Genomic DNA, 1,890 nt, shown 5'->3' on the forward strand with positions numbered 1-1,890 from the left:
ATCGTAATCGATAAAAAGACAGGAGAAGAAATAACACTGGGTAGCTACCAAGTTAAAGTTTCCGAGGATTAAAGTCAAGAACTAAAATCTTGACATTAGGGTATGAAGATAAAAATGCGATGATAAATACATCGAATCGATGTTAATAAATTTACAACATTTTTTATGCAATAAGGTTTTTGATCTGCTTCAGCAGGCAATCGTAATATTCTTATCCCGTGCATACTCCACGCCCCACTCAATCATCTGATTAAGGATGGGACGCAGTGCTTCGCCGTGTGATGTGAGACTGTATTCGACTTTGGGCGGTACTTGTTCATAGATGACACGGCTGACAAGTCCGTTCTCTTCCATCTCTCGCAACTGTTGGGTCAGCATCTTTTGAGTAATGCGGGGCATCAGACGGAGCATCTCCCCGTTACGCAGTACCTTCTTATCGAGCAGATGCCACAAAATCAACCCTTTCCACTTCCCGCCGATCAGCTCAATCGTTAGTTCAAAGGGGCAATTAAAACGCGATTCGTCGATCATTAATAGTTACCTTTTAGTGTGTATAGTACTTTTTAGTACGTTATTGACATAAAATACCGTATGCTATAGAATCTCACCTGATAAAACCATAAAGGAACCAGTGTGAAACACGTATTACTATTGAACCTGCACCAAAAATACGAAGGGGGCGCCAACGGGAATTTAACAAGAGATCTTCTCAAAGAAGCAAAATCATTTTTTCTCAATAACGGATATGAAGTCCGGGAGACAACTATTGAAGAGGGATATGATGTCGCCGAAGAGTTGGAAAAATTCAAATGGGCAGATCTGTTTTTCGTGCAATCACCGGTATATTGGATGGGTCTGCCGTGGCTCGGGAAAAAGTATATCGATGAGATTTTCTCCGCAGGTGTCAATACCATCACCTACTCGAGTGATGGCAGAAATCGAACCGACCCAACAAAAATGTATGGAAGCGGTGGATTAATGAATCAAAAGCGGTACATGCTCAGCTTTACTTACAACTGTCCGGAAAGCGAATTTAATAATCCGCAAGGTTTTTTCGAGGGATTGAGTTTGGATGAGGCGAATGTCGCCCTTCATAAAACGTTCCGGTTTTGCGGCGCAGCACCCTATCCGAGTTACGCGGTGTACGATGTCTATAAATCCGAATTTGACATCAACGGCGTCCTAAGCGGATTGCAACAACACTTAAAAAATACCCTGTAAGGAGAATCTTATGCGAAACGATTTTGAAAAAGCGATGCACTTCCGCCATGCGTGCAAACTGTTCGACACAACTAAAACAATGAGTAGTGAGAATTTAACCTTTATCCTCGAAGCGGGACGCCTCAGCCCTAGCTCGTTTGGAATGGAGCAATGGCAATTTTTCGTGATCCGTGACACCGCTATGCGCGAAGCGATCCAAGCTGTCGCATGGAATCAGCCTCAAATCACTACCTCATCGGAAGTGATCGCGATAGGCTACAAAAAAAATGTCCGCAGTACCGACGCTTATGTCCAAAACGAATTTGAGAAGTTTCATTATCCCGATGCGTTGTTAGGGATGTACAGCCAGTGGATCGATCCGCGAAGCGACGAGGCTTTAGAGTGTTGGTCAGCACGTCAGGTTTATATTGCGGCGGCTAATATGATGTCTGCTGCCGCATCTATCGGCATCGATTCATGCCCAATGGAAGGGTTTGACCAAGCAGCGGTAGAGAAAATCATGGGGATCGATACGTCCAAGTACGGGATTGCATTACTCGTGCCGTTTGGCTACCGTGTCAACGAACAACCGCCGCTCCATCGTTCCGAACTCTCCGAATTGGTGAGCTATCTCTAAAGCATTACAGCGCAAGAAACAAAAATCTTGAGCTGATTTTATGAATTTTTTTA

At 44.0% G+C, this 1,890-nt stretch carries 3 protein-coding genes; 2 read left to right on the top strand and 1 reads right to left on the bottom strand.

Annotation, left to right across the window (positions count from 1 at the left end; genetic code table 11):
* Positions 1–189: 189 nt before the first annotated feature.
* The gene (locus tag A3G19_RS02505) at positions 190–531 is read right to left on the bottom strand and encodes a helix-turn-helix domain-containing protein (protein ID WP_015654615.1); all 342 of its coding nucleotides are present in this window, start codon (positions 529–531) and stop codon (positions 190–192) included.
* A 102-nt stretch (positions 532–633) separates the two neighbouring features.
* On the opposite strand from A3G19_RS02505, the gene A3G19_RS02510 reads away from it, so the two are divergent.
* Together A3G19_RS02510 and A3G19_RS02515 are read left to right on the top strand one after the other, a co-directional pair.
* A complete protein-coding gene (locus tag A3G19_RS02510; protein WP_015654616.1) occupies positions 634–1,221 on the top strand; it encodes an NAD(P)H-dependent oxidoreductase in 588 nt (195 codons plus the stop codon).
* Between the two features lie 10 nt (positions 1,222–1,231).
* The gene (locus tag A3G19_RS02515) at positions 1,232–1,837 is read left to right on the top strand and encodes an NAD(P)H-dependent oxidoreductase (RefSeq protein ID WP_015654617.1); all 606 of its coding nucleotides are present in this window, start codon (positions 1,232–1,234) and stop codon (positions 1,835–1,837) included.
* Positions 1,838–1,890 lie beyond the last annotated feature (53 nt).

The sequence above is a fragment of the Sulfuricurvum sp. RIFCSPLOWO2_12_FULL_43_24 genome (genome assembly GCF_001829605.1).
Classification (GTDB): domain Bacteria; phylum Campylobacterota; class Campylobacteria; order Campylobacterales; family Sulfurimonadaceae; genus Sulfuricurvum.